Source organism: Halobacillus andaensis (assembly GCF_014636475.1).
Classification (GTDB): Bacteria; Bacillota; Bacilli; order Bacillales; family Halobacillaceae; genus Halobacillus_A; species Halobacillus_A andaensis.
Window position 1 is genome coordinate 353,059 of the sequence record NZ_BMEL01000004.1, and the last position, 22,550, is coordinate 375,608.

Sequence of the window (22,550 nt, forward strand, 5' to 3'; positions counted from 1 at the left end):
TAAACATTACTTTTAAGAAGATTTCTTCATAGGCCTCACCCTCTCAAAAGTATTTAAAAGCAATGTATAGTAATTAAGGAGATATAACGTAAAAATCTATATCATATAAAACTATTAAAATACTTCTATTATTTTCTTGTTGTTCATTATTATGGACATAGTATAACATCACGTTACAAAAAAATGAACGAAATATGACGAAAAAACATACTATTTACTCAAATAAAATAAATTATTTTATCTATTATTGTAGAACGAGGGAGTATTAACCTAAAAGTTTGCAAGGTTATTTACCTATTACTTGGGAAAATAGCAATTGAAAGTTTTTTGGCTGAAATATTTGTAATATAAAGCTGTTTGATAAAAGCACGACTTAGTTGATGAGCTATTTAATAATGTTTACAATAATCCTTATGGAGTTTTTTATTAAATGGATTGATGGGGATTCTTGGGAGGAAAACAACATTGAAACGCATAAAAACATTCATTCATAAAATCAAAGAAAATGTCTCATCAGAAGAAAGTGAAATAAATAGTAAGGATATTAAAGTAGAAAATGTTCAATTTGAGGGAGATTTTTGGTTTCTAACATTATCAGAAAAAGTTTCTATCAAGAAAGCTCACCCAAAGATAGTAATAAAAAAAATGAAAAATAGCGAAGAAATTGGGGAAGTAGTCGTTACAGGGGAATCTAGAGCAGAAATTAATGTAAAAGACCATTCCTTATTAGACCATGAGAAATGCGCGTTTTACTTGCGTATTGGTGATGAAGAGACGCGATTAAAACCTTCAACTTCATTATCGTCTAATTTAAAGGATTCTTCGTACGCTCACGAACTGGAAGATTACTTAGTCATTCCTTATATTACTGTGAAAGGCAATTTTAGCGTAAAAATTATTGAAAGATTTACATTGAATCAAACGAAAGATCTGCCACATGGACTAAGTGACATACAATACGACACGAATCAACCAATAATAAAAGGGTGGCTGTTTGCAGACGACGAGACTAAATTAAATTGTGAAATAATAATGAAGAAAAGAGGATCAAATTTAATTTATCACTTGCCAACCACTGTATTAAAAAATGAATGGCAGGCAATTGTTGATCTTCCTTCTTTCCAACCTTCTAAAGGAACCTGGGATTATTACTTAAGAGTAAATGAAAAGAAAAACTATCGTATTCAATTAGAAAATAATATCATAACAAACCAAATAGAGGCGCAGACTTATCAGACGAAAAGAGAGTCAAGATGGAATACCTTCTATATGACTAAGAATGGAGCGTTATCTTCTAAAATAAAATCAGCTACAGTACAAATGCTTAATGTTCAAGCAAAAGTTATCGATAAATATACTGTTAATTGCAGTGGTACATTAGATGGAGATTTTTTGAATCAAGATCATGAAATCGATCAAGCGAAAGTGTTCATTGAACAACGAAACACCGGTAAGTCTCATTTACTTTCTATAGATATAAGTAAAGAGGAAGACAGGACTTTGCCATTCAATTTTGTATTAGACTATCGAGAAATCATTTCAAACCTTGACGATGGAAAGTTTAGATGGGATGTTTATTTGCAAATTCCTTACCATGAGGAGGAAGCGGTATATAGATTTAAATTAGATGCAGAAGCGCTTGCCTATCAATCAAGGATAGAAATAGAGAATGAAACGATTAATCAAGTGTATATGTATTCAACTGTAAATCAACAGCTTTCCATAGTAATGAAGGATTTAAGTATAGAACGTAATGTCGAGAGCTTTAGCTTTTCTAACCATCAGTTGAATTTAAGTGGACATGCTTATTTAGACACAGTTGAATGGGTAGCAGAAAAAGAGGTTGTAAGGAATTTAATCCTTAGAGAAAGAGAATCAGAACAGGAATATGTTCTTCCACTAGAAGGCAAATACAATAACCTTGAAAAGTTCGGTTATCGTTATCACTTTAGTGGGTTTGAGGTTCAAATTAACTTAGATGCTTTTCTTCCATTATCCAAAGAGATGAAAAAAGTATTTGACCTCTACGTCCAATTTAATTACAAAGGGATCACAAAAGAGAGAAGACTAGGTTGTGAAGAATTCACTTACTACAAAGATGATGTACTTGATCGATCTATTATATCTAGAGAACGTGATTACGACATTAATTATCTTACTTACACTCCAAGTGGGAATTTAAAGGTCGAAACCAATTGTATCCCTTCAGAAGCCATGAAATATTTATCTTACGAAAATAATGAGACAAATGAAGAGGGAAAGGAAGACATTTGGTTAATAGGAGAGCGATCAAACACAGCGCAAGATACGGGCTATCACTTCTTTAAATTCTGTCGAGAAAACTATCCCGACAAGCAAGTATATTATGCCATTGATTCTAACTCTAAAGATCTCTCTCGTATTAAATCATTAGGAAATGTAGTAGATATTGGTTCGATTGAACACTATAAAATTGCATCCTCAGCTACAGCTTTTATAGGTTCTCATGATTTAGAATATTTTCTTCCTGCAAAAGGAATTGAATTTAATTCATATAAACAAGGAAAAAGGATCTTTTTACAACACGGTGTTTTAGGAAGGAAAAACGTTGAATACCATAAAGACTACTATAAATATCCCTTTCATTTGTTTTGTGTAAGTTCTTTACCGGAAAAGAATTTAGTGGAGAAAAAACTAGGGTATAATAAGGATGAAGTTGAAATTACTGGATTAACTCGATTTGACTCCTTACTTAATAATAAACAGAGTAAAAAATCAATTTTATTTATTCCGACCTGGCGAGACTGGTTATTGAATGAAAATGATTTCCTGGCATCTGATTACTATAAAAGGTACAAAGGGATGCTGCAAAATGAGAGACTCCATGATGTATTAAAAGAGTATAGAGTAGAGCTGAATTTCTTTCCGCACTATCGGATGCAGCCATTTGTTGACCACTTTGAAATTAAAAATGATAATATTAATGTCATCAAATTAGGTGAGAGAACGGTACAAGACCTTTTATTAGAAAATAGCTTAATGATTACAGATTATTCATCGGTTTCTTTTGATTTTAACTATATGTCTAAACCTGTAGTGTTTTATCATTTTGATCGAGATTCTTTTTTTAGAAAAGGAATTTTAAGACCAGTAGAAGAAACTTTTCTAGGTGATATATGCTATTCTGAAGATGAGTTGGTTCAGCGTATTACGGAATATATTAAAGGTGATTTTACTGAAAAGGAAGAGTTTGCAAATAAAAAACATTTGATCTTTTCTGAAATAGACAAAAATAACTGTCAAAGAGTGTACAATCGTATTCAAGAGATTTAGATAATTTTTTGATTAGCTAAAGGGGCCATAATTAAGATGAAAAAACATTTAAAACCAAGCGTAGCAGATATTAAACTACATCAAGATGATCGAATTTCAATTTATATTCCAATTTCTAAAGAAGATGACAGAATTAATAGGCTCATTCTTATTAATCGACAATCATCTGAAGAGATTAACCTGCCGTTGCAAGAGAAAGATGTTAACGATGAGTTGAGGCTCTTATATGGACATTTGGATTATAAGCATTGGGAAAGAAAATTGTTAAACGGAAAGTTTTGGGATCTTTACTTGCAAAATGGGGATGGCAACCACAGACTTCGTACCACTAAACGTTCCATTGAATATGTAAGAATTAAAGAAGAAGAGAGCGGTATAACGTTTCATCCTTATCTGACGAAGAAAGGAAATGTCTCTTTTCGGTATAGTGAAATTGATTTTTTTGCGGGCATTAACCAGGTGAAAGTTGCTGAAGATAGCAGGTTATTAATCGAAGGCTTGTTAGAAAAAGTTGATTTAGAGAATGTTACAGATGCTAACTTGTTAGTAAATGATGCTTTTAATGTGGAGTCTAGGTTTCCTGTGCAGATCAATAGGCAGGAAGAAGCAGGCTTTTATAGCTTCACCTCTGAAATTGAGCTTGGAGAAACTGTAACAGAAGAGCTTCCTAACTATTTGAAAGTTTCTATTGAGCTAGAAACGTTTGACGGGAATCAAACCATGTGGAGGCTAAGCCCTCGGTTGAAATACTATGGAAATGAGCCTTTAGATGAAAGCTTTGTAACAAATGTAAATAACCTTGATATAAAATTTAAAATTTCCACTAGTAAGATAATGAATTATTTAACCATTCATTTCCTAGAGGATAATCTTATTAAAGAATATGCTCATAAAGTTGAGAAGAACATCGTAAAAGCACGAAGAGGGAAACGAGCTTTAAAATTTTATAAAAATGTTTTCCAATTCGTTAGTTACTTGCCAAGAAAACGAAACTTAGTTGTATTTGAAAGTTTTCACGGAAAACAGTATAGCGATAGCCCGAGAGCTATTTACGAATATATGGACGAAAATTATCCGTCTTACAACCTCATTTGGAGTGCCGACCGCAGACATTATGACGAGTTTTTAGAAAGAGGATTGCCAGTTGTTAGACGATTTTCATTTAAGTGGCTGCTCGTTATGACTAGAGCAAAATATTGGGTAACGAACACTCGATTGCCTAATTGGCTGCCTAAACCTAAACAAACAGAATATGTACAAACGTGGCATGGAACGCCTTTAAAACGTTTGGCTGCTGACATGGAAGAAGTTCACATGCCAGGAACTAATACGTTGAAATATAAGAGTAACTTTATAAAGGAAGCAAACAAATGGGATTACTTAGTAGCACCTAATGAGTACTCCAGTAACATATTTAGAAGTGCTTTCTTATTTAGTAAAAACATGATCGAGTCAGGGTATCCGCGTAATGATTATTTATATCAAGAAAATAATCAAGATACCATCGATCAGATTAAAGAAAGTCTGAACCTTCCTTTAGATAAGAAAGTTGTTTTGTATGCACCAACTTGGAGAGATAATCAGTTTTACCAAAGAGGTAAATACAAGTTTGATTTGAGTTTGGATTTGCAGAAAATGAGAGAAGAACTGGGAGAGGACTATGTTGTTGTTCTCCGCATGCACTACTTAATCGCTGAGAATTTTGACTTAGGCCCTTTTGAAGGTTTTGTGTATGACTTCTCTAAACATGAAGATATAAGAGACCTATATTTAATCTCAGATCTATTAATAACGGATTATTCATCTGTCTTTTTTGATTATGCGAATTTAAGAAGACCTATCATTTTCTATGTATATGACATTGATGAGTATCGTGACAGTTTACGAGGATTCTACCTTGATTTGGAGAAGGAAGCTCCAGGTCCTTTAGCTAAAACGACGGATGAAGTCATCGACTCTATTAAAGAGTTTGAACGTAATGACTATGAGTTAGGGGAGTCATTTGAAGCATTCTATGATCGTTTCTGCTCTTGGGAAGAGGGAGAATCGTCTAAACGGGTAGTAGAAACTGTATTTAAATAATCACTTGTTGTTTTTCTAGGGAAACCTTAGTATAATTTGACGGGTGTTACGATCTTTGAAGGATTAAGGAAGGTACCATTATGAAGTCTGCTTTAACCGTAATAAAAGAACAAGTGAATTACTTCTATTTAGTCAGACGGTTATCTTTATACGAAATCAAAAGCTCGAACATGAATAATTATTTAGGTATGCTTTGGGAATTAATAAACCCAGCGATACAAATTTCGATTTACTGGTTTGTATTCGGCTTTGGAATTCGTAACCGTGTGGGCGAGGGGGGAATGGACTTCTTCCCATGGATGCTATCAGGGATAGTCGTATGGTTTATGATAAACCAGGGACTTTTAGAAGCCTCAAAGTCCATCTTTAAAAAAATAAAAATGTTATCTAAAATGAATTTCCCGATGAGTGTAATTCCGAGTTATGTTATTTTCTCGAAGTTTTACCCTCATTTAACTCTTTTAGCGTTAGTGATGATCATCCTTAACGCCATGGGCTTTACAATTAGTATCTATTACATCCAGCTTCCTTTATATATGTTTGGTGTGCTGGCGCTGTTGTATGCTATTTCTTTAATTACCTCAACGCTGGCCACCATCGTTCGGGATGTTCAAATGTTCCTCCAGTCGACGTTAAGGATGCTGCTTTACCTTTCCCCTATTTTGTGGGACGTCAGTCAATTTGGTGAAGACTTAAACTGGTTGAAAATACTAATGAAGATTAATCCTTTTTACTATGTAGTGGAGTCTTACCGTACCTCTTTGCTGGGACAAGGCTGGTATTTTATTGAAGAATGGGAATACACGCTTTATTTTGTTGGTGTGATTGCTGTGCTCTTTATTATAGGAGCGGCTCTTCATGTTAAGTTCCGAAGACATTTCATAGATTTTCTATAAAAAACGGAAGTGATTCTATGGGTAAATCCGTCATCGTACGTGACGTTTCAAAAAAATATAAATTGTTTTCTAATCCACGTGAGCGACTACTTGATTTAGTCGTTCCCGGTAAATCATATGGAGAAGACTTCTATGCGCTTCAAAATATTAGTTTTGATGTGGATGAAGGCGACATCGTTGGATTTATTGGAGTGAATGGCTCAGGTAAGTCAACGTTATCGAATATTATCGCAGGAGTAGTTCCAGAAACCACGGGATCGGTGGAAGTGAAAGGGCAGGCTGCGCTGATTGCTGTAAACTCTGGACTTGATGGTAAGTTATCAGGAAGAGAAAATATTGAGTTGAAACTTCTTATGCTGGGGTTTAGTCAGGCAGAAATAAATGAGCTGGAAGAGGGAATCATTGAATTTGCTGAGCTGGAGAAATTCATCGATCAGCCCGTTAAGTCTTATTCCAGTGGGATGAAATCACGCTTAGGATTTGCGATTTCAGTAAATGTTGACCCTGATGTTCTATTGATTGATGAAGCTCTATCTGTAGGGGATAAAGCTTTTGCAGAGAAAAGTTTAAGCAAAATGTACGAATTTAAAGAAAAAGGAAAGACGATGTTTTTCGTCAGTCATTCCATCGGACAAATGAGAAAGTTTTGTGAAAAGGTTGTCTGGCTGGAATTTGGACAAGTGAAAGAATATGGTCCTTCCTCTGAAGTGCTGGATCATTACGAAGAGTTTCTAAAAGAATACAAGCAGATGTCTAAAAAACAAAAGCAGGAATACCAAGAGAAAGTGATAAAAGAACGCAGCAGCAAACAGGCTGCTACTTAAAATGCTAAGAGCATCTACTCCTTAGGGGGAGTACATGCTCTTTTTTTGTATCGCCTGGGTGTATAAGTTCTCAAACTTTTTGGCGGCGGTTATATGAGAGAAGTTACAAACGACCTTTTGTTTGGCCCGTTTAGCTAACGTTTTCCCTATTTCGGGATTTTCGACTAGGTAACGAATAAAATCGCTTAACATCCTTTCGTCACGATCTCCAAACAATAACCCATCTACATCATGAGTAATAAGTTCTTTTAAACCTCCAATTGATCCGGCAATGACAGGGGTTCCTGACCCCATCGCTTCAATGGCAGAGATTGACGTCGCTTCTTCCACTCCATGGGAATGTACACTTGGGATCAATACAATCTGAGAGGCTTGGTAAAGTTCCACCATATCAGGATGAGGTACGGAACCAAGGAAGAAGACATGGTTCTGCAGGTTATATTCTTCCGTCTTCTTCTTTAAGGCTGGTAGCTGCTCTCCTGTGCCGGCATATACAAGAATGACGTTAGGGTAAAGAGCGTGTAATCGTTTTAAGGCGAGTAATGGGTAGATGACGCCGTTCTTTTCCGTTAGTCTTCTTGGAACGAATAACATGAAAGCGTCCTGAGGGAGGTTGTATTTGGATCGCGTTTGTTCAGGACGAGAATAATGGTTGAATTGTTCAGTATCAATGAAATTACGAATAATTTGAGCATCGACCCCTGATATTTCTTTCACATAATTGCAGATCCTTTTGTCTACGGTTACGTTTAATTGGGCAACTTTATAAGCTTGTTGTTCTAATCTTTTTATTTTCTCTGCTTCATCTGTATTTGGGTGAATGGCTCCTCTGCTAATCGCTTCATAGGCGTAATAACCGTGGACGGTTCCGACTATGGGTAAAGAACTTTCTAAAGACGCGAGCGTGGCAAATATATCTTGTGAATTAATGACATCATAAGAAGAACTCTTTTCAAGAATTACCTTTGAAAGAAGAGCTTTTCTTTTTAAATCATTATGCAGCTGACCTTTTCCGTGTTTAACTTTGTTCATTACGTAACCTGGGCCCTGGGCGAATAATTTTCTTTTCCAATTTGGCAGATCAGAAAAAGAGAGGACATCAACTACATGACCTTCTTCTTCTAAACCTTTTTTTAGTGTTGTTATATGGGAGGAGAGCCCTCCTTCATGGGGATAATTAAAAATGGTTGTTATTAAAATATTCAAGATGATGCCCCTCTCTTTAAAATATTTCTCCATTCCTTTTTAAAAGATTCAACGTTAAATAACCATAATGAGCCTGCATAGAAACTAAATGTGAAGAGGGTAACGAGTGAAAGTTTCATCCAAAGGTTTAAAGGTGCAATGGACTGAGAAAGCATCCATGCCGCAGGAAGGATAAGTAAGGTAATCATCAAGCATTTCTTCCAATCCTTTTTGTAAGCAGCGTTTCTTATTTGTTTTTTATTCATAAGGCTCTTATATAAATAAATGGATTGAACCGCCATAGATACACTCGTAGCAACAGCGACTCCTCCTACACCGAAAAAAGGAGCCAATGTAATACTTAAAATCATATTTAACGTTACGCCAACAATACAGGATTTTAATGCTGTATGATTGGAGTGATAGGCATAGACACTATTCATTAAGTAATCGCGCAGCGCGAAAAACGGCAGGGCCATCGTATAAAATAAAAAAGCTAATGTCGTTAAGGCGGCAGCTTTCTGGTCAAAAGCTCCTCGTTCAAAAGCTAAGGAAACAAGAGTGTCTGCTTCGACAATCATGACGGCCATTAACGGAATTGAAAAGAGAATAATAATTGTCATCCCTCTTTGAACGAGCTCAATAAAAGAATGAAATTGATTGACGGCTTGTTTAGCTAATTGGGGATAAAGAATAGTTGAAATAGGCATTAACAAAATACTAAGAGGCAGCCAAAGTAATCGATTGCCATAATTTAAGGCAGAAACACTTCCGTCTATTAAAAAAGAAGCCACTACTCTGTCTACTACACTGTTGAATTGAACAACTAAAGAAGCAAGAATGATCGGCCAGAAAGGTTGAATGATGGATTTAAGATTTTGCCATTCTTTCCAGGGCCAGTAGAATGTGAAGTCTTTCAAAGGTAGAAAAGGCCATTGAACCATTAGTTGAAGAATACTTCCTGCAAGTACTCCCATGGCTAATCCGTAAATCCCCAGCCATTGATAAAGAAGAAACATACTAACAATGATTCCGACATTGTTCACAATAGGAGCCCAGGCAGGCGGACCAAACGTGTCTTTAGCGTGTAATATACCTTGTGTAAACGATTGTGCGGTCATAAATAGTAAGGATGGCATCATGATTAAAGTAAGACCGACAGCCAAGTTCGATTGTTCAGCACTAAATCCTGGAGCAATTAAGAAAACTAAAGGCTTAATAGCCAACATGGCTAAAACAGTTATACTTAGCGAAACAAGTAAAAACAGGGTAGCCAGTTTGTTTAATAACATGCTCGCTTCATTAGGAGAGCTTTGCTTTTTTTGAATGTACAGAGGGATAATCCCTGCTTGAATCCCTGTTCCTAATGCAGTAAATAAAATGGTGGGGATTAAATAAGCGACAAAGAATACATCCGCAGTTTCACTTGCGCCAAAGAGAGAAGCAATCAATGCCTCTCTGAAAAAACCTAATAGTTTCCCTATACCGGAAAGGATGGTAATCATCCCAAATAATTTAATCCATTTCATAACACTTCTCCAAATTTTGTTTGTTTAATACGTAACCTATTATGAAATAGAAGTAAAGGGTAAACGTCTTATCTTCAAGAATATTGTAAAAAAGCCCGGATACTAATAGCGTGGCTACAGCGCTAAGACTTATACTTCGCCATAAGTTGTTTTTTAACAGCCAAACTTTCTTAATAAATAAGAAGCAAAGTATGAGAAAAAAAAGGCACCCAATTACTCCTGTACTTACTAATAGTGAGATGTATTGATTATCAGCATATAGGTTAGCGGGAATGCCGTACTTTTCGTAAATAGGAGAGGGGTAGCTTTGTGAAGCAGCATCTCCGTAAGTAGCAAAACCGCTGCCCGTCACAGGGTAGTCTTGAAAAATTTCCACACCTTTTAGTACGACATAGATTCGACCCCATTCCGCACTTGCTTGGATGGTTTGATCAGAAAACATCTCTTTAAACCTTTCGATCAGTACATTATTTTCTTTTATAATAGGAGCAGCGGGCTTCTCTTTAACTTGCTCAGGAGGCGTCTCTTCTTCTATTTTGTTAAAATATCCTGATTCATCGATCTTTTCTGCTACACTAACCATTGGGTAATAGATTAGAGAAAAACTGACGAAAGCATAGAGAAACAAAGGTAACGCTTGTTTCCATGCTTTTCTAAGTACGATAAACACTATAGTACCTATGGCAAATGCTAATAGTGCGCCTCTAGAATAAGTAAGTAATGATGTTCCGGCTAGTAAAACACGAATCACAATTAAAGTCTTGCTTCGTGGATAAGATGCTTTTAATAAAAAGGTGCTAAAAAATACAATTAACAAATAAGTAGCAAGGACGTTCGGGTTTGCAAGTAAGCCATAAATGCGCATTTCATTTGCTGAAGCAAGGTTCCAGTCCTGCCATTCAGCAGGCAAAAGCCAGTGACGTAAACTTAATTTTTCTATCCAGCCATGGACACAAATGAAGAGAGATGTGCCAATAGATATAATGATCATTCGGTCTAGTTCGATTCGCTGCCAATGAGATTCTTTTACAAGAATGATGACCAAAAACGTAATCAGTAAAGCACGAATTTGAAATAGGCCGGCGGGTACAGAAATGCCTGTGTGAAGTCCTGATAATAAGCCAACAATTAAGATAGAAAGAAAAAGCCCGACCCATTTATATTCTTTGATCCAATATGAAATAGGTTGAGAACGTTGATAGACGACGATGCATAAAGCTGTTAGAAGAATAAAGTCAGCTAAAAGAGTAAGTCCGCCGTTAATTTCAACTAAAAAAGGTCGAACAGGAAAGACAACAAATAAAAGCAGCAATCCATTTTTGTAGTAAAAAAAAGTAAAGCCTACGATAATGATGGTAATGATATAACCGAACAGCTCGGATGGTAAGATTAGCACGCATGCAATGAGAAATATATGTAAGGTGAACAGCCAATATTTAAAGTCGTTCATTGAACCACTCCTGATAAAAATGTTGCCTTCCTTATATCATACTCCTAATTCGTCTATATAAACCATCTCTATCATGTAAGGGTTTTGTTAATAAATCTTTAATCTTTGTAAAATAATAGGAAGGTGTCTTGAGATGAGAACAAATGAAGCGTATGTTGAAATTAAAGGAATTCCTTTTTTAAACACAACTAGTTACGAATTACTAACCCAGCACTTATATCCTGCCCTGGAGGAAAGAAAAAACATTTTTATGGTCACCGCAAATCCTGAAATTGTTATGGAAGCTGACCGTGATCGTGAATATGCCAAAATATTACGAGAAGCAGATTACGTCATCGCTGATGGCATTGGGGTTGTGATCGGTTCTAAATTAATGAGAAAACCCCTCCCAGAGCGGATCGCCGGCTTTGATGTTATGGAAGATTTGCTGAAAAAAGCGGATCATGAACAATTGCGCTGCTACTTCCTCGGTGCAAAAGAAACTGTGCTCCATGAGGCGATAAATAATATCAAGCAAAAATATCCACAACTGATTGTAGCGGGTCAACATCATGGTTATTTTGATTTAAACGACGCAAATGTTGTCAATAATGTAAAGGAAGCTGCTCCGGATATCGTATTCGTAGGATTAGGATTTCCTAATCAAGAAAAGTGGATACATCAATTTCGTAATGAATTTTCTCATGGACTTTTCATGGGAGTAGGCGGAAGCTTTGATGGATGGGCAGGACACGTAAAACGGGCACCAAAGATTTGGCGGAAACTTAATGTGGAATGGCTTTACCGATTAATAAAACAACCGAGTCGCTGGAAACGAATGCTACAATTGCCAAGATTCATTTGGCATATTTTATTAAAAAAGTAGCAGTCTAAAAGCAACAACGGTAGAAATGAGGGGATCTTCGAATGAAAATTCTTCATTTAAACGCAGGTAATGAAACGGGCGGCGGTATGAGTCACATTCTCTCTTTATTAAATATGCTTGATCATGACGAGGTCGTTTTAGGCGTATTGGAAGATGGTGAAATGTTTCATAAAGCGCGTGAACTATCAATCGACACAGTAAATTTTAAACAGAGTTTCCCTTATGATTTATCCGTTTTATTTCATATCAAGCGATACATTGAGAACGAAAATATTGATATGGTCCATACACATGGTCCTCGTGCTAATGTATTAATGAATATATTAAAGCCTTCCTTATCTATCCCATGGATCCTGACTCTTCATAGTAACCCTGATGATGATTTTATGGGGCATGGAGTCAAAGGAAGTATGTTTGCAAAGCTTCATAAATGTGCTATTCGGCAAGCTGATCATTGCCTGGCTATATCTGAAAGCTTTAAAAAGTTATTGCATACTATCGGTGTAGCTAACGAGAAAATCTCCACCATATATAATGGAATTGATTTCAACGTGCTTCCTAATCAAAATAGCTATAGAGAGGAACTTGGATTTGTAGATTCCGACTTCCTCATTGGAATGGTAGCCAGGTTAGAACCGGTGAAGCAGCATGAGCTTGCTATCGAATCTTTTGCAGAGTTAAACAAAAAGAATCCTAATACACATTTAGTCTTAATTGGAAACGGCTCGAGAGAACATGAGTTAAAACAGTTATGTTCACAAAACAACCTTGAGCGTCATGTTCATTTTTTTGGCCATAGAGAAGATGTTTCTTCGATTTTACCCCTGATGGACGTAACATTGCTTACTTCTAAAAGTGAAAGTTTTCCACTTGTTTTATTAGAATCCGCAAGAGCACGAGTTCCTGTCATTACTACAAATGTAGGCGGTGTTCCACAACTCGTTCCTTCCAATAAATACGGTTGGGTGACCGAGTGCGAGGATCTTACTAAAACGTTACATTTAGCTTATGAGAAAAATAAGGACGAACGTCAAGTAATGGGAGATCGCTTTTATCATTTTGCACGCAGTCGATATTCTTCAAATCACCTTGCCCAACAAGTAACTAAAATTTATGACATCATGTATAAATTACCCATAGAAGTAGAGTCACACGTATAGTGCAGCTTACCCTACACCATAGAGTTGTTAACAGAAAGGAGGTGCACTATGGAACTTCAATCGTTTCTCTTTTGTTTTTTACTCGCTGTTGTTCTTACTCCCTTGATTATTAAATTTGCTGTTTATGTAGGAGCTACAGATCAACCTGATCATCGAAAGGTTCACACGAGACAAATGCCAAGGCTGGGTGGCTTAGCTATTTTTGTAAGCGTTATTTTAGGAATGATCTATTTCACCCCCTATCACCCCTATTTGTACCCTCTGCTTATAGGCGGAATTATTATTGCCGTTACTGGAATTCTAGATGATATCTTTAGTCTTCCTCCATTGTATAAGCTTAGTGGACAATCCCTCGCTGCCCTTGTTGTCATTGCTGGCGGAGTGAAAATTGAATTTATCAACCTGCCTTTTGGCTCCCCTATTGAATTTGGATTCTTAAGTATTCCTATTACGTTGTTCTGGATTATTGGAATTACAAATGCGATTAATTTAGTTGACGGATTGGACGGGCTTGCAGCGGGGATCTCTTCTATTGCTTTATTAACGATAACAAGTATGGCTATTATGATGGGCAATGAATTTGTCATGTATATAGGGTTGATCGTATTAGGAGCTACCTTGGGTTTTTTAGTTTTTAATTTTTATCCCGCTAAAATTTTTATGGGAGATACAGGGGCCATGTTTTTAGGATTTATGATTAGTGTACTTGCCTTGCTCGGGTTTAAAAATGTAACGTTGTTTTCATTTGTTATCCCTATTCTTATATTAGGAGTTCCTATTTCTGACACGATCATTACGATTGTTCGAAGGATGCTGCACGATCAACCGATTATGAAAGCCGACTTTGCTCACTTACACCATAATTTATTAAAGCTTGGATGCAGTCATCCGCAAACGGTTATTATAATCTACACCCTTAGTGCATTATTTAGTTTAGCGGCCGTACTTTTTTCACAAGCTACACTTATTAATTCTTTAATGGTGGTAACGATCCTTATGTTCAGTACCGAAATCATGATTGAGATATCTCAAATTGCGGGGGAGAAATATAGACCTTTATTAAATCGTATGGTATCGCCCCGCAGCAAAGAGTGAGTAATTCGATGTCGAAAATTCTCACTCTTTGTATTTTTATTGGGAAAATTTTGTTTGAACCTACAAAATAAAACAGTTTGTGATATAATGTTGTTATCTTTTTGAATATTTTACATAGTTGGGGGTACATGCATGGAAGAGACTATTTCTCTAAGAGAAATTTTTGAAGTTTTAAAGAAGAGAATTTGGATGATTCTTGCAGTGACAGCTGGCGCTGCAATTATTAGTGCTATTGTAACATTTTTTATTTTGACACCTACTTACGAAGCATCATCGGAATTTATTGTGAATCAATCAGAATCTATGGAGCAAGATTCAGCCTATGATGTCAATGATATTCGTACCAATGTAGAATTAATTAGTACATACAATGTAATTATTAAGAGTCCAGCGATATTAGATGAGGTTATAGATTCATTGAATCTACAACTATCAGCAGAACAGTTAAGTAATAAGATTCAAGTATCAAGTGCCGAAGAATCTCAAGTGGTAAACGTTACGGTTACTGATGAAAGTCAATCAACGGCCGTAGAAATCGCAAACGGTACGGTGGAAACTTTTCAACAAGAAATTCCATCACTAATGAACGTTGATAATGTTAATATCTTATCTCCAGCAGTTGAAAGAGTAGACGCTTCCCCAGTAAGTCCTAAACCATTATTAAACATTGCCATCGCCATTGTAGTTGGTTTAATGGTTGGAGTAGGTTTAGCATTCTTACTTGAATACCTGGATAACACAATTAAAACTGAGCAAGATGTTGAAAAAACCCTTGGTGTTCCTTTGATGGGAGTAATTTCTACGATTTCAGAAGAAGACTTGGGACCTGAAACGATGAATAGACAACCAAGTCGTGCATCGAAAGTAAGAGGTGAATCCGTTGGTACGTAAATCGAGAATGAAGCAAGTCGCTTTGAAAGCTAGAAAAATTATTGCGAATGACAATCCTAAATCACCCATAGCTGAGCAATATCGTACAATTAGAGCTAATTTACAGTTTGCCTCAGTAGATCATGAGTTGCAATCTCTTTTGATTACTTCATCTGGTCCGTCCGAAGGGAAGTCTATGACTTCTGCTAACATGGCTGCTGTTTTTGCTCAACAAGGGAAAAAAGTATTATTAGTCGATGCTGACTTACGAAAACCAACGGTCCATCATACTTTTCGATTAACGAATACAAGAGGTTTGAGTAATTTTCTTGTCGGCAGAGAAGGTCTAAAAGAAATCATTCAACATACAGGCGTTGATAATTTGGAAATATTAACGAGTGGACCTATTCCTCCAAACCCGTCCGAATTATTAGGATCGAAAGCAATGAATAAATTAATGTTAGAAGCCAGACAAAATTACGATCTTGTTATATTTGACACGCCTCCTGTGTTAGCAGTTTCTGATTCCCAAGTGTTAGCTAGTGATGTAGATGGTGTTATGTTGGTCATCAGAAGTGGGCAGACTGAGTTTTCTGCAGCGGAACGTGCAAAGGAGTTACTTGAACAATCAAGAGCTAATTTGCTCGGCGTCGTACTAAACGATAGAGAAAAGAAAAATAGCAATTATTACTATTACTACGGAAATGGATAAAAACAGAGCGATATCGCTCTGTTTTTTTATTTGTTTTTATTTTTCTAAAAGGGACATTATCTCACTTTGAAGCAAGTGAGTAACCAATTGCTGCAATTAATGGGGAGGCTTTGTAGAAAAAGAAGAAGAAGGAATACCCGGTGACCCTGCTCGAATAACAATATTAGAGGAGAGTTGTAAGGCAAGTGAGGCAGCGAACGACATTACTAACAAAGAAGCTCCTATTTGAGGAATTAGAACGGTATCGTAAGAATATTTGGTGCATCCCTATGCACGATTACACTAGTAGGACGAGCATTTCGTTTTACGAGAGGTCAAAATGATAATGCAGTTGAACTTAGTGAGGAAAAGTCAGTTGAGATTCAAGAAGAGGAAGACGTGTTAACAGGTAGAGGTAAGGAAAATTGAAAGAAGGGAGGATTTATAACTTTAATCATACGCCTGATTATGAAAGCGTACGCATAATTAGAAGCTATTCTCATTAAATAATCAAAATTTTCTTTAAAAATCACTGGAAATTACTTGCCTTATCTAGAAAATTCCATTATCCTTTATTTTAAATTGTAAATGTTGAAAGGGGTCATTATTGTGTTTACACCAGATACAAAGGTAGCTAGTCCAGGAAACATTATTGAATTTGAAAGAAATGAAACGATGTTTAAAGGTAAAGTTATCCCGAGTCAGTGCCAAAGATCCGTCATCGTTGACCTTACGATTATGGATAACCTGGATGAAATAGATTTTGAATATGATCGTACAGTTGTTGCTCACGAAAATTATCGTGTTTTGTCATAATTTTCTGAAAAAACTATTGTTAAAATTTAAATAGAGGATTATAATGTCTATAACAACTTCTCCTTGTAAAAAGGCAAACTTATTGAAAAATAAGGACGCAAAACTACGGGTCTAAGGCCAATACAGGTTAGGACCGCCGGGTCGTCTAAGGTGAATGGTGGAGGGATCATTCATTGAAAAAGCTAAATGTTGTGAAGAAGCTGGACGCGGAATGGGTAGCCCTTATGAAAGAAGCAAAGAATCAAGGACTAACAAAAGAAGAGGTCCATCAATTCTTATCCCTCTCAAAGAAAATTAATTTCAAAGAAAGAGCTTGAGCTTCTCAAAAAGTTGAGAAGCTCTTTTTATGTTTAATAATATTGAGAACATTGGAAAATTATGAATGGTTATTTTGTTAAATATGGTAGAATAGATATAGTTTTTGTAGAAAAAGGGGGAAGATTTTTATGGGGGAATGTCAATCATGTGGAAAATCCACTGTAAGTTCACAAACGTATTGTGATGATTGTCAGCCAAACCAAAAGGTTAAACAGCCGGCTGATTTTGCCCGAAGTGATGAATGGTTAAATGCCAGCCGGTATTACGAAGAATATCAAGATGAACAGAATTCTTATAAAAAGAGAAATTGGAGAAAAATTTTTGTATCTCTTGTTACCTTGCTTTTATTATTAGGTTTTTCAGCTACAGGATGGGCATACTTAACTAAGATAACTTCGGCGAAGCATACAGTTCAAGAATTCGAGAAAGCTGTAAAAAAGAGTGATGCTGAGCGACTCGTCCAACTTGTATCGTTCGATCACACTTCAACTGGGTTTAACAAGACACAAGCTAATCATATGATTGATTATTTTGAACAGAGTCCCAGTGAGTTCGTCTCTATGTTAGGTTACTTAAGAGCCTCAGCTGATGGAGCGGAAGAAGATGAGTCACAGAACATGCATGTTCATCATTTAGGAGCTAAATGGCTATTATTCGATCAATATAAAATAAAACTCGATCCAGCTGAGATTAACATTCAAACGTCTCAACAGAACGTGAATTTATATCTTAATGGAGATCAGGTGGGAGAGTTATCAGAAGGTAGATATGAGTTAAATGGTGTAACGCCTGGAGAGCATGTTGTAAAAGGCGAGGTTGAAGTAAACGGAGATCGATATGATCACATTATGTCAGTTAATACATATGAAAACACGGATGATCCAATTGAGATGGAATTTGATGAATTATCACCAGAAGTTCTCCAAGCTTCTTTAGATGAAAGATTAGAGGATGACATAAAAAACGCAGTTGAAAATCATGTTCATGAATACGTTGAAGCCTATGAAGAGAAGGACATCAATGCTTTTCAAGTTATGAAGAATGACTCGTACTTACAGGATACAGACGCTAGCATTCAAGAGATGGACGAATTAGGAAAGAACTTTTCAGGAGGAGTTAAAGCCATCACCTATGATGTAGGGAGCCTGGAGTTGAAACGAGATGAAGTATCGGATTTATTTACCTCTTCGATCGTTGTTTCGTTTGTGTTAGATACAGGTTATTATTTGGATGGAGATGATCCAGACAATATGCTTAGTAACGAAAATACGTATTCTTGGCACTATGAATTCACTTATGATGAGGATGAAAAAGCGTGGGTGATTACATCTGGTAAGCCGATGGCTATGTTTGAAACCGATGAACTTGAAGTAAAAGAATTTGAATAAATTGCACTAAACTAAAAAAACATAAAATCATCCGAACGATTCTTTAGAAACCAGTTCGGATGATTTTTATTATAGAGCATTATTCACCATCGCTCCGTTAAAACACTTCGCTTTCCGTGGGCACGACCTCAGCTTCCTCAAGAAAGCAAAGAGCGCTTTCCTGCGGGATCTTCGACTCGCGCTGTTCCCCCAGGAGTCTTCGTATTTTGACTACGCTAATGATCTACGTTTATACGAATGTTCGTTTTTCGATATCCCTGCTTTATTTATGTCCTAGCCTTGTTTCATATGTTAAATCTTTTCTTTTCCTAAGATCAGGTAGTTCAACTCTTCGTCCGTTAATTTATTGTATCGACCGGAATTTAAGGTATAGAATAATATACCTAACAATGCCCAAATGCCTAAAGCCATTAAAGATTCTTTTCCTAATGCGGCAGGTGAGCCGGGGAGTAATAACAGAACTAAGAAAATGATGGAGCTGATCATACCTAATAACGATAAGAATTTCTTTCCGGGAGCTACAATGCTTGCGTTGTTCGTCGTCTTACTTTGTTCCGACCATTTAAAAATCTTGTAAGCAGTAGCTGTACAGAAAAAGTAGGCAATCGCAACTCCAGTAGAGGACATATCGACTACCCAAAGTAAAGCCTCGCGGCCAAACCACGGAGCAATTAAACAAACAGCCATTGTAAATAGGATCCCTACATAAGGGGTGTGGTATTTACTGTGTAATGCTCTGAAAGCGTTTGGTAAAATTCTAGCACGCCCCATAGCGAAAGTAAGCCGACTCGCTGAAAGGTAAAATCCATTGAGCCCTGTAAAGATCCCCATACAAATGGCAAGAGCGATAATAAATACACCAGCACGTCCCATATAACTTTGAATGGCATCGCCGGTTCCCCAGACGGAGTTTTGCTCATTAATCTGAGTCAGGAGTTCCTGCCATGGCATCGTGCTTGCAGTAATAATAATCATAAAAGAATAAGCAAGGCCTGCTGCGACCAATGACCAAATGATCAATCCAAATGCTTTTCTTGATTCAAATTGAAACTCTTCAGCTGCTTGGGGGATATTATCAAACCCTACATAAGCAAACGGTGCAACGGCTAAAATTGCTAGAATGGAGGCAATCGCTGGTTGAGAGGGTTCAAAAGCCGGTGTGATATTTTGGAAACTCGGCCCTTCAGCAAATATAGCGCCTACAGCAAGCATAAGAATCCCTAATATAAGAATAATACTGAAAATAAATTGCGTCTTTCCAGAAAAACTTGTTCCTCGAATATTTAAAAAGGCAAATAAAATGAGAACAAAACTTGCGATTAAAATTTGGATGATAGACACATCATATCCCGCCACACTATACAAAGTTCCTATAGCTGCGAATTGTGGAAATAGAAACTTAGCTAATAAAGCGAGTGCCGAGGCATTCAATGCAACGATACATATGTATCCTAACGTTAAAAACCAGCCAGCAAAGAATGCATATTTACGTCCGAATCCAATGTAAGCATAGGAAAACTCACCGCCAGTTACGGGGAATTTCTTTATAAGAAAACCATAGCTTACTCCTATGATCATCATCAGGGCTGCCCCTAAGAGGATCCCGATTACAACACCGATTGGACCTGCATCCCCAATCCAATCTGTTGGTAGTACAAACGCTCCCCACCCGATTGCTGAGCCAAATGCAATCGCCCAAACCCAATGAGGTTTTAAAGATTTCTTAAGTTGTCTTCTTTCAAGTTCTGCCATGAACCAATAAAGCCTCCTACTAAAATTGACATGCAAGGACCATTCTACTTATTGTGTGGTTATAGTACAAATATCATCCACCGTAATAAACATAATTATTTCACGGCACTGAATTTTTATAGTCGTTATTTTATGTATGTGAACTACAAAAAAAACTCTTATAGAGCGGTCAGGATGTCGAAAAAGCTTGGACTGACGCGGTTCCTTTTTTGTGTCTAGAGAAAATGAACTTGAAAGAGTAGCTTTCCGCGTCGGCTCTCCTGTCTGCTTGTTCTTCAGGAGTCTCCTCTTTTTCCATTCCTTTTTTAATAATGGGCTCATAAGGGAACGAGGAGGCATACCATTCGCCCATGGAAACTCCAACCCTTTACTCTATCTAACGCAAGAGTTTATACACTTTTTAGGCAAAAAAATGCTTGTAGAGAAACTAAGGCTTCTCTACAAGCTGTCCACTCTTATAAAGTTGTTTTCGAATATTTCCTGGGAAATAGATTAATATCGATATTCTTCGTCATGATCTGTATCTGAAGAGTTTTGTTCTTCTCCAGCGAAGGAACTTGGCTCAGATTGCTCTTCTAAATCTAAGTGAGCACGTAACGTGCTTTGGATATTCATTAGACTATTTTCGTCAATTTGAAAATACCAAATCCCATCGTCCTTATAACCGCCTTCCCCTTCTAACTGCATTTCATCGAAGTTTAATCCTTCTTCACTTAATACGTAGTCTTTATAAGAAGTCATCTGGCTAAACGTTAAATTCGTCTTCATATTATCTCCAATAGAGTCTATGATGTTTCCATAATTTGAAATGGATCCTACTGAAGCTGCCTTGTCCACAATCGCTTCAATCATTTCCATTTGACGTTCTCCCCGGGCGAGGTCGCTGTCGTATTGTCTGGACCGAACTAAAGCTAAAGCTTCTTCCCCATTAACAACTTGACGCCCCTCTTCTAATTCTATAGCGTTCTTTGTATCTTCGCTGTTTTGCTCAGCTAAGTCAAAAGGGACATCAAATTCTACGCCATTAATGGAATTTACCACATCTACAAAGGAGTTGAAGTTTAGACGAACATAATAATCAACAGGCACATCTAACAGGTTTTCTACAGTTTCTATCGTAGCGTCAGTCCCGCCAAATGCGTGAGCATGGGTGATTTTATCGTTGTAGCCCACTTCAGGAATATACGCATAAGAGTCACGGGGAATACTAACGAGCTTAACAGATTTATCTTCGTCGTTGAAGGTGGCTAGTACCAGGGCATCAGATAAGCTGCGTCCTCCAGAGTCCCGGCTATCTCTAGTTTCACTATCATCGACACCAATAAATAAGACGGACGTCGAATTTAAATCAGGAGTCACGATTTCATCTCTTTTATCAGACTTGTCTCCACGATCTAAAGATTCATGAGAAGCATCTGCTGTGTCTCTAGCTTTATCTGTTAAAAACGCAGCATATCCGGCAGTTGCGCCAACCGTCAGCAATAAAACAAATGCTAGGCTCCATAACGCTATTTTTAATTTTCTCCTTTTCATCCGTGTAATCTCCTTGTCGTTTTTCTTGTTTCTCTCTCTTTTTAAGATGATTTAAATTTCAATTTGTGATTCCATATACTCTTGGCTTCCGTGCTTGATCGTAGCTTGACCGCTCGTTAAATTAGTTATCCAACCCTCAAATTCTTCTACTTCATTATTCTTTACATATACTTCTATTTCCACGTTTTCTAAGTAATGAACCTTTTTAATATGATATTTTGAATTCCTAAGTTCATTTTCAAGCTTTCCTAGTAACGTATATTCGACGTGAACAATCACTTCTTGCATCAGTTCACGTTTAACGACCCCGGTGGCTCGAATGGCCTCAGATGTTGCACTTGAATACGCTCGAATCAACCCGCCGCCACCTAACTTAATTCCTCCAAAATATCGTGTCACTACCACGGCCGTGTCTTTTATTTTCATTTTCTTTAATACTTCCAGCATAGGGACACCAGCTGTACCGCTAGGTTCACCATCATCATTAGCTTTTTGAATTAAATCATGCTCGCCAATCATATAAGCTGAACAATTGTGAGCAGCATCATGGTGTTTTTTCTTTATCGATTGAATAAATTCTTGAGCTTCTTCTTCCGTTTCGCAGCGCTTTACGTAACCGATGAAACGGGATTTTTGTATATTTATTTCATTTTTACCTTGTTTTTTTACAGTTGTATAACATTCTAGCATCGACATTTAACCTCCTAAATTTTTATTATATAATGGGTAGTGCAAATGGGGCAACTTAAGGACGAGAAATGTATAAATATTAGTGATTAAAAAT

At 36.8% G+C, this 22,550-nt stretch carries 17 protein-coding genes, 1 pseudogene and 1 riboswitch; of the genes and pseudogenes, 12 read left to right on the forward strand and 6 right to left on the reverse strand.

All coding sequences use genetic code 11. The features are described 5' to 3' along the window. Positions 1–465: 465 nt before the first annotated feature. The 4 genes and pseudogenes from IEV27_RS16440 to tagH all read left to right on the forward strand — a co-directional run bounded on the left by IEV27_RS16440 (position 466) and on the right by tagH (position 7,114). A complete protein-coding gene (locus IEV27_RS16440; RefSeq protein ID WP_188378588.1) occupies positions 466–3,312 on the forward strand; it encodes a CDP-glycerol glycerophosphotransferase family protein in 2,847 nt (948 codons plus the stop codon). 900 nt (positions 3,313–4,212) lie between these two features. Then, positions 4,213–5,394: pseudogene (locus IEV27_RS20170) on the forward strand (CDP-glycerol glycerophosphotransferase family protein); the annotation flags it as partial. A gap of 80 nt (positions 5,395–5,474) precedes the next feature. Further along, entirely contained in the window at positions 5,475–6,290 is an 816-nt protein-coding gene (locus tag IEV27_RS16450) for an ABC transporter permease (protein ID WP_188378590.1), read from the forward strand. Positions 6,291–6,307: 17 nt separating this feature from the next. Next, positions 6,308–7,114, forward strand: coding sequence for a teichoic acids export ABC transporter ATP-binding subunit TagH (tagH, locus tag IEV27_RS16455; protein ID WP_188378591.1), 807 nt, complete (start codon positions 6,308–6,310; stop codon positions 7,112–7,114). Between the two features lie 21 nt (positions 7,115–7,135). Here tagH and IEV27_RS16460 read toward each other — a convergent pair whose 3' ends face one another. From IEV27_RS16460 to IEV27_RS16470, 3 genes are read right to left on the reverse strand one after another with little or no spacing between them, the layout of a single operon-like run. After that, positions 7,136–8,320 (reverse strand): glycosyltransferase family 4 protein, encoded by a 1,185-nt coding sequence (locus tag IEV27_RS16460; RefSeq protein WP_188378592.1) that lies wholly within the window; start codon positions 8,318–8,320, stop codon positions 7,136–7,138. After that, entirely contained in the window at positions 8,317–9,828 is a 1,512-nt protein-coding gene (gene murJ / locus IEV27_RS16465; protein WP_188378593.1) for a murein biosynthesis integral membrane protein MurJ, read from the reverse strand. The genes IEV27_RS16460 and murJ overlap by 4 nt, the downstream gene beginning before the upstream one ends. Beyond that, positions 9,815–11,278: an O-antigen ligase family protein gene (locus IEV27_RS16470; RefSeq protein WP_188378594.1), complete on the reverse strand. Its 1,464-nt coding sequence runs from the start codon at positions 11,276–11,278 to the stop codon at positions 9,815–9,817. Before IEV27_RS16470 ends, murJ begins: the two co-directional genes overlap by 14 nt. Positions 11,279–11,411: 133 nt before the next feature. On the opposite strand from IEV27_RS16470, the gene IEV27_RS16475 reads away from it, so the two are divergent. The 8 genes from IEV27_RS16475 (at position 11,412) to IEV27_RS16510 (ending at position 18,481) form a co-directional block, all read left to right on the forward strand. Continuing rightward, on the forward strand, positions 11,412–12,143 hold the full coding sequence (locus IEV27_RS16475; RefSeq protein WP_188378595.1) for a WecB/TagA/CpsF family glycosyltransferase: 732 nt from the start codon (positions 11,412–11,414) through the stop codon (positions 12,141–12,143). Positions 12,144–12,184: 41 nt separating this feature from the next. Continuing rightward, positions 12,185–13,303: a glycosyltransferase gene (locus tag IEV27_RS16480; protein ID WP_188378596.1), complete on the forward strand. Its 1,119-nt coding sequence runs from the start codon at positions 12,185–12,187 to the stop codon at positions 13,301–13,303. A gap of 48 nt (positions 13,304–13,351) precedes the next feature. Beyond that, positions 13,352–14,398, forward strand: a complete 1,047-nt coding sequence (locus IEV27_RS16485; RefSeq protein ID WP_188378597.1) for a glycosyltransferase family 4 protein — start codon at positions 13,352–13,354, stop codon at positions 14,396–14,398. 132 nt (positions 14,399–14,530) lie between these two features. Next, positions 14,531–15,289, forward strand: a complete 759-nt coding sequence (locus IEV27_RS16490) for a YveK family protein (RefSeq protein WP_188378598.1) — start codon at positions 14,531–14,533, stop codon at positions 15,287–15,289. Further along, positions 15,279–15,980 carry a CpsD/CapB family tyrosine-protein kinase gene (locus IEV27_RS16495; protein ID WP_373868117.1) on the forward strand — a complete coding sequence of 234 codons (702 nt, stop codon included), beginning with the start codon at positions 15,279–15,281 and terminating at the stop codon, positions 15,978–15,980. Before IEV27_RS16490 ends, IEV27_RS16495 begins: the two co-directional genes overlap by 11 nt. 588 nt (positions 15,981–16,568) lie before the next feature. Next, positions 16,569–16,775, forward strand: coding sequence for a YkvS family protein (locus IEV27_RS16500; RefSeq protein ID WP_188378599.1), 207 nt, complete (start codon positions 16,569–16,571; stop codon positions 16,773–16,775). A gap of 62 nt (positions 16,776–16,837) precedes the next feature. Next, positions 16,838–16,924: riboswitch (cyclic di-GMP riboswitch) on the forward strand. Between the two features lie 24 nt (positions 16,925–16,948). Beyond that, a complete protein-coding gene (locus tag IEV27_RS16505) occupies positions 16,949–17,092 on the forward strand; it encodes an anti-repressor SinI family protein (RefSeq protein ID WP_188378600.1) in 144 nt (47 codons plus the stop codon). 129 nt (positions 17,093–17,221) lie between these two features. Continuing rightward, on the forward strand, positions 17,222–18,481 hold the full coding sequence (locus IEV27_RS16510; protein WP_188378601.1) for a YvbJ-related protein: 1,260 nt from the start codon (positions 17,222–17,224) through the stop codon (positions 18,479–18,481). 291 nt (positions 18,482–18,772) lie between these two features. Here the strand turns inward: IEV27_RS16510 and IEV27_RS16515 are convergent, their stop codons facing one another. From IEV27_RS16515 to IEV27_RS16525, 3 genes are all read right to left on the reverse strand, one after another. Further along, positions 18,773–20,233, reverse strand: a complete 1,461-nt coding sequence (locus tag IEV27_RS16515) for an APC family permease (RefSeq protein ID WP_188378602.1) — start codon at positions 20,231–20,233, stop codon at positions 18,773–18,775. Positions 20,234–20,725: 492 nt separating this feature from the next. Continuing rightward, positions 20,726–21,766 carry an LCP family protein gene (locus tag IEV27_RS16520; RefSeq protein ID WP_188378603.1) on the reverse strand — a complete coding sequence of 347 codons (1,041 nt, stop codon included), beginning with the start codon at positions 21,764–21,766 and terminating at the stop codon, positions 20,726–20,728. Positions 21,767–21,817: 51 nt separating this feature from the next. Continuing rightward, on the reverse strand, positions 21,818–22,456 hold the full coding sequence (locus IEV27_RS16525; RefSeq protein WP_188378604.1) for a YigZ family protein: 639 nt from the start codon (positions 22,454–22,456) through the stop codon (positions 21,818–21,820). Positions 22,457–22,550: the final 94 nt, after the last annotated feature.

Bases quoted from the DNA above. Each gene is read 5' to 3' on its own strand.
- IEV27_RS16450 (WP_188378590.1), top strand. From the start codon at position 5,475: ATGAAGTCTGCTTTAACCGTAATAAAAGAACAAGTGAATTACTTCTAT.
- tagH (WP_188378591.1), top strand. From the start codon at position 6,308: ATGGGTAAATCCGTCATCGTACGTGACGTTTCAAAAAAATATAAATTG.
- murJ (WP_188378593.1), bottom strand. From the start codon at position 9,828: ATGAAATGGATTAAATTATTTGGGATGATTACCATCCTTTCCGGTATA.
- IEV27_RS16470 (WP_188378594.1), bottom strand. From the start codon at position 11,278: ATGAACGACTTTAAATATTGGCTGTTCACCTTACATATATTTCTCATT.
- IEV27_RS16475 (WP_188378595.1), top strand. From the start codon at position 11,412: ATGAGAACAAATGAAGCGTATGTTGAAATTAAAGGAATTCCTTTTTTA.
- IEV27_RS16480 (WP_188378596.1), top strand. From the start codon at position 12,185: ATGAAAATTCTTCATTTAAACGCAGGTAATGAAACGGGCGGCGGTATG.
- IEV27_RS16485 (WP_188378597.1), top strand. From the start codon at position 13,352: ATGGAACTTCAATCGTTTCTCTTTTGTTTTTTACTCGCTGTTGTTCTT.
- IEV27_RS16490 (WP_188378598.1), top strand. From the start codon at position 14,531: ATGGAAGAGACTATTTCTCTAAGAGAAATTTTTGAAGTTTTAAAGAAG.
- IEV27_RS16510 (WP_188378601.1), top strand. From the start codon at position 17,222: ATGGGGGAATGTCAATCATGTGGAAAATCCACTGTAAGTTCACAAACG.
- IEV27_RS16515 (WP_188378602.1), bottom strand. From the start codon at position 20,233: ATGGCAGAACTTGAAAGAAGACAACTTAAGAAATCTTTAAAACCTCAT.
- IEV27_RS16520 (WP_188378603.1), bottom strand. From the start codon at position 21,766: ATGAAAAGGAGAAAATTAAAAATAGCGTTATGGAGCCTAGCATTTGTT.
- IEV27_RS16525 (WP_188378604.1), bottom strand. From the start codon at position 22,456: ATGCTAGAATGTTATACAACTGTAAAAAAACAAGGTAAAAATGAAATA.